The sequence below is a fragment of the Candidatus Magnetobacterium casense genome (genome assembly GCF_019173545.1).
Taxonomy (GTDB): Bacteria; Nitrospirota; Thermodesulfovibrionia; order Thermodesulfovibrionales; family Magnetobacteriaceae; genus Magnetobacterium; species Magnetobacterium cryptolimnobacter.
This window is the reverse complement of record NZ_JABXWD010000350.1, coordinates 1-3,541: the sequence shown is the minus strand read 5'-3', so window position 1 is coordinate 3,541 and position 3,541 is coordinate 1. Positions and strand designations below refer to the sequence as shown.

The following is a 3,541-nucleotide window of genomic DNA, read 5'->3' as shown; positions in this document are numbered from 1 at the left end:
ACTCTCTGCCGTGCTAGAGAGATAGCGAATGAATTGAAAGAAAAGGGGTGGACAAACCTGACCATCATGAGGGTGAAGAGACCATGAGACAGATACTGAATGAGTCAACCCCCCTCCTGACTTGGCTGGCCGAGTGTCAGGGGTTTCCCACGGGGAGAGACATGCTGGAGTTCTTCACCCTTCACGGTTGGGGATGTCGGAAGGTCGGTTGGTGGTTGGGGGTGAGCTCGGTAACTGTGATCATGTGGAAACGCGCCATGGGGTTGCCACGGTGCAGGGCGGGGAGGAAGAGGGGATGAGCGAAGAAAACGAAGGTCTTGTTTCCATCGTTGTTAAGAGTGCGGGTGATCATCTTGTGATTTTATTCGGGGAAAATGGCGACAAACTTTTATTATCTCCAGAACATGCTATTACGTTAGGGGAACTCTTGATCACAAAAGCATCGGATATGATAGTGAGGCGGTCATGAAGACTCATGTGGAGGAATTGATAGAGCCCGAAGGCAAGTTGATGTTACGCTATTTCGAACTTAAGGATGAACTACGGCATGATGCAGCCGAAGTGCTATTAGCCTTCAAAGACGACATCGAAGATGCTCTCCTGCTGGACGAGGCGGACAGGGTAGCAAGAGGAGAACGTGAAACTTAGCCCTAAATCACTTCGGCAACGGACTTTGCTTCAGGTATCCAGCCACAGCAACCAAAGCCGAAACCGCAGCCACGGCCCCGAGCTTCGGAAGTCCCTCGTTGATATTGAAGGTCTCCGGGGCCACGATCATGACGGTAACGGAATTCGCCGCCGCCCCTATCCCAGCACTCACCAATCCTTTGAGCCATGTTCTCCAGTCCATCACGGCACCCCCTCGAAAACGTAGTCTATCCGTCTATTCTGTTTCAGCCACTCGTGGCACGAATCCGGGTTCCAACCCCGCCGATCCCTGGTAAGCCCCGAGAAGAAGCAGAACATCTGTACGATTTCCGAACACACGTTCATATCCATGATGTTGATTTCCGCCAGCGGCCCCAGAGCATGGAGCAGGAGCCGGTGGAAAGGGTATTTCTCCCCTATCTCCATTTCCACCCGTCCAAACCCCTGCCAGAAGCGAAATTCGTCCATAGCCTCATGCCGGGCAATTAGGATCTGCTCCCCCATGAACTCATCTGGCCAGCGACGGCCAAAGATTCCTTCAGGGAGGGCCTCGATACTGCATGCCACGGCCCCGTCATGGCACGTACAGAAGAAGAAACCGGCATGGTTGTACTCTGCATACCCATCAGGTGCCCAATACGCTTCCAGGGCACGAATTGACGCCCCCAGAAGGGTTTCCGAGCGGGTCAAGAAGAGATCACCTCTTTGAATTTGTGGTAGCATTTTGTTTTGCCAGTCGGTCACACTCTGACCGGTATTTGAGTTCTTTGATTATAGCTTGGAGCATAGCCCAAAGCTCCACATCCGTAATATTTCGTATATCCCTCAGCGTATCCCCATGTCAGTTCTCCCGTTAGATCCCCAGGGCCGGGTCCGTCAGTCACTCTCGGTCATCAGTGTGGGGAGTCGAGGTCTCCCGGCCCCAGGGCGACCCTTGGATGCTGTCCAAGGGGTAGTGAAAGAATCGTGTCATCTATACCTCAAAAGGTGCATACCCTTATCCCTTAATATGTTGACTTCCTTCAATTCTGCCTCATTCTGCGCCCGTTTTACCGCTTCCCGGTAGAGCTTGGAAAGCCAACTCATGACTTCTTCGGGATGGTGATTCTGCCAAAATCCATTGCAATGCCTGCCCACTAGCTTCCGGGACCGGACTGGGGAAGTATACACGTCATAGCGCCTTGCACCCAAGGCAACGAGAATCTTCTTGATACTTAGTCGCCTTCCCGTAAGATCAAAAGTCGGCTTAATCACCTTTGTTGATCTCGCATTTGAAGGCATCCATTGCTTTCGTAAAACTGGGGGAAGAGTCCAATTTTCGGCCATCTAGAATCATCTCCACAAGTTTGGATTTCGGCAATGACAGCAAGGTAACGGCTGCCTCAAGTGCTTCTAGTTGTTTCTTTGGGACCGTCACCATCTCGCACTGTTTTTTTTCTTCCATGCCCATGCTCCCCATACGGCCAACCCAAAGAAGAAGACGTACAGGGCCATCTGTGCGTAGATCCCCCTCGAATAATCCACTATCGCCCACCCTGAATCCGACACCATCCAGATAAAGAAACAAGTCCGCTTACGGTGGATACAGAAAATCGTCCCGGTCGCCGCAAGTCCCGCCAGAATCCAGGTGATTACTTCAAAAGTCATTTGATTTCGTCCACAAATCCCCACTCCTTGGCTTTCTCCGCTGTAAACCAAGTGGTTCGTTTGCACATTTTCTCGATCTCCGAAATGGACAGTTTTGACCTCTCTGATAGGATAGTATTGTATCTAGTCTCCTCCATGTCCAACATTTCCTGTTGCGATCGCAAATCGTCCTTCCCTTCCGCCGCCAAGAACTTATGGAGTTTCCCCTCGTGGATCATGAAAATTGTGCCTTTGCTGGCTATCCGCTTGGTCCCAACTGCAAATATTGGGACTGCCGCTGAAGCCACTACCCCGGAAGCCTCACAGGTAACCTCCATGCCGTCCTTGCTTGCCCGGATAAGCAGGTCTGCAAGGGCCATACCGTCAAAGGCGGACCCTCCTCCACTGTTGATCAGCATATGTAACTTACCAATCTTCTTGAACTTCATGACTTCAATGCTCTTGAATAAGTTCAAGCAGTCCATAGTTCCTATGTGCGCCCATAGGGTAAAATACCCAGTGTCACCAATTATGTATGATCCTGTAGGCAATTCGGGGTCCGTGTACGGCACGGTCATGACCTTCTTGATTGCGTCTTCTTTTTGCTGTTCAGTGGCCTTGCCGTTCTCGCATGTCACAATCACCCTATGTACCGATTCTTGGCTACTTGGTGAAGTAGCACACCCGCACAGCTTCAATACCAAAACTGTCACGGCAAGGAAGATAACTACCGCCCATATTGCTTTCACTGGATTTCTACTTGAATTTTCCACTACTTCATCCTCCTTGCGGTGATAGATTTACCCGAAACCGGGCTGCTTACCGTTGACTCCGCGTAGGCTTGAGAAGTACAATGTAAGTCGAACCCCGGTTTCGAGTTATTCAATTTGGATAATCCCACCATCCCAACCGCAGTTGGAACATTCGAAACCGTCTAGGTGGTTTTCTTCATCCAACTTGATATAGAACTCCAAGCCATCGCATTCCGGGCATTGCCCATAACCCCGTTCCTTTTCGAACAGTTCTATGACTTCAGCCCCCATGTCCTACTACCCTAACTTGATAGGCCATTGGCTCACAAGCCCGTGTTTCTCCGTGAAGAAGGCCAATAACTGCTCCGGGGAAGACTTCCTGTGCAACTTGAACCGGCTGAACTGATTTGCCCCTATCATTGACGGACACATGATGATGCTGCTATCAAGCATGGCGTGATGGTGCCAGTGGCCAGTAAACACATACTGGAAATCCTTGTCCGTGCCGGCCCTTA

The 3,541-nt window shown here is 50.8% G+C and carries 9 protein-coding genes; 3 read left to right on the top strand and 6 right to left on the bottom strand.

Going from position 1 to position 3,541, the window contains the following annotated elements:
* Window positions 1-83 precede the first annotated feature (83 nt).
* The 3 genes from HWQ67_RS14665 to HWQ67_RS14655 are packed head-to-tail and all read left to right on the top strand — an operon-like array spanning window position 84 to window position 648.
* Window positions 84-299 carry a hypothetical protein gene (locus HWQ67_RS14665; RefSeq protein WP_218253435.1) on the top strand — a complete coding sequence of 72 codons (216 nt, stop codon included), beginning with the start codon at window positions 84-86 and terminating at the stop codon, window positions 297-299.
* Window positions 296-469: a hypothetical protein gene (locus HWQ67_RS14660; protein ID WP_218253434.1), complete on the top strand. Its 174-nt coding sequence runs from the start codon at window positions 296-298 to the stop codon at window positions 467-469. The genes HWQ67_RS14665 and HWQ67_RS14660 overlap by 4 nt, the downstream gene beginning before the upstream one ends.
* Window positions 466-648 (top strand): hypothetical protein, encoded by a 183-nt coding sequence (locus HWQ67_RS14655; protein WP_218253433.1) that lies wholly within the window; start codon window positions 466-468, stop codon window positions 646-648. Before HWQ67_RS14660 ends, HWQ67_RS14655 begins: the two co-directional genes overlap by 4 nt.
* A gap of 7 nt (window positions 649-655) precedes the next feature.
* On the opposite strand, the gene HWQ67_RS14650 is transcribed toward HWQ67_RS14655, so the two are convergent.
* The 6 genes from HWQ67_RS14650 to HWQ67_RS14625 all read right to left on the bottom strand — a co-directional run.
* Window positions 656-850, bottom strand: a complete 195-nt coding sequence (locus tag HWQ67_RS14650; RefSeq protein ID WP_218253432.1) for a hypothetical protein — start codon at window positions 848-850, stop codon at window positions 656-658.
* Window positions 850-1,338: a hypothetical protein gene (locus tag HWQ67_RS14645; protein WP_218253431.1), complete on the bottom strand. Its 489-nt coding sequence runs from the start codon at window positions 1,336-1,338 to the stop codon at window positions 850-852. The genes HWQ67_RS14650 and HWQ67_RS14645 overlap by 1 nt, the downstream gene beginning before the upstream one ends.
* Window positions 1,339-1,894: 556 nt before the next feature.
* The gene (locus HWQ67_RS14640) at window positions 1,895-2,092 is read right to left on the bottom strand and encodes a hypothetical protein (protein WP_218253436.1); all 198 of its coding nucleotides are present in this window, start codon (window positions 2,090-2,092) and stop codon (window positions 1,895-1,897) included.
* On the bottom strand, window positions 2,062-2,295 hold the full coding sequence (locus HWQ67_RS20645; RefSeq protein WP_218253430.1) for a nicotinamide mononucleotide transporter: 234 nt from the start codon (window positions 2,293-2,295) through the stop codon (window positions 2,062-2,064). Before HWQ67_RS20645 ends, HWQ67_RS14640 begins: the two co-directional genes overlap by 31 nt.
* Window positions 2,292-3,047, bottom strand: coding sequence for a Clp protease ClpP (locus HWQ67_RS20260; protein WP_218253429.1), 756 nt, complete (start codon window positions 3,045-3,047; stop codon window positions 2,292-2,294). The genes HWQ67_RS20645 and HWQ67_RS20260 overlap by 4 nt, the downstream gene beginning before the upstream one ends.
* 276 nt (window positions 3,048-3,323) lie before the next feature.
* On the bottom strand, window positions 3,324-3,541 hold a 218-nt coding region (locus HWQ67_RS14625; RefSeq protein ID WP_218253428.1), incomplete at its 5' end, for a hypothetical protein.

Bases quoted from the DNA above. Each gene is read 5' to 3' on its own strand.
- HWQ67_RS14640 (WP_218253436.1), bottom strand. From the start codon at position 2,092: ATGGAAGAAAAAAAACAGTGCGAGATGGTGACGGTCCCAAAGAAACAA.
- HWQ67_RS14650 (WP_218253432.1), bottom strand. From the start codon at position 850: ATGGACTGGAGAACATGGCTCAAAGGATTGGTGAGTGCTGGGATAGGG.
- HWQ67_RS20645 (WP_218253430.1), bottom strand. From the start codon at position 2,295: ATGACTTTTGAAGTAATCACCTGGATTCTGGCGGGACTTGCGGCGACC.
- HWQ67_RS14660 (WP_218253434.1), top strand. From the start codon at position 296: ATGAGCGAAGAAAACGAAGGTCTTGTTTCCATCGTTGTTAAGAGTGCG.
- HWQ67_RS14665 (WP_218253435.1), top strand. From the start codon at position 84: ATGAGACAGATACTGAATGAGTCAACCCCCCTCCTGACTTGGCTGGCC.
- HWQ67_RS14655 (WP_218253433.1), top strand. From the start codon at position 466: ATGAAGACTCATGTGGAGGAATTGATAGAGCCCGAAGGCAAGTTGATG.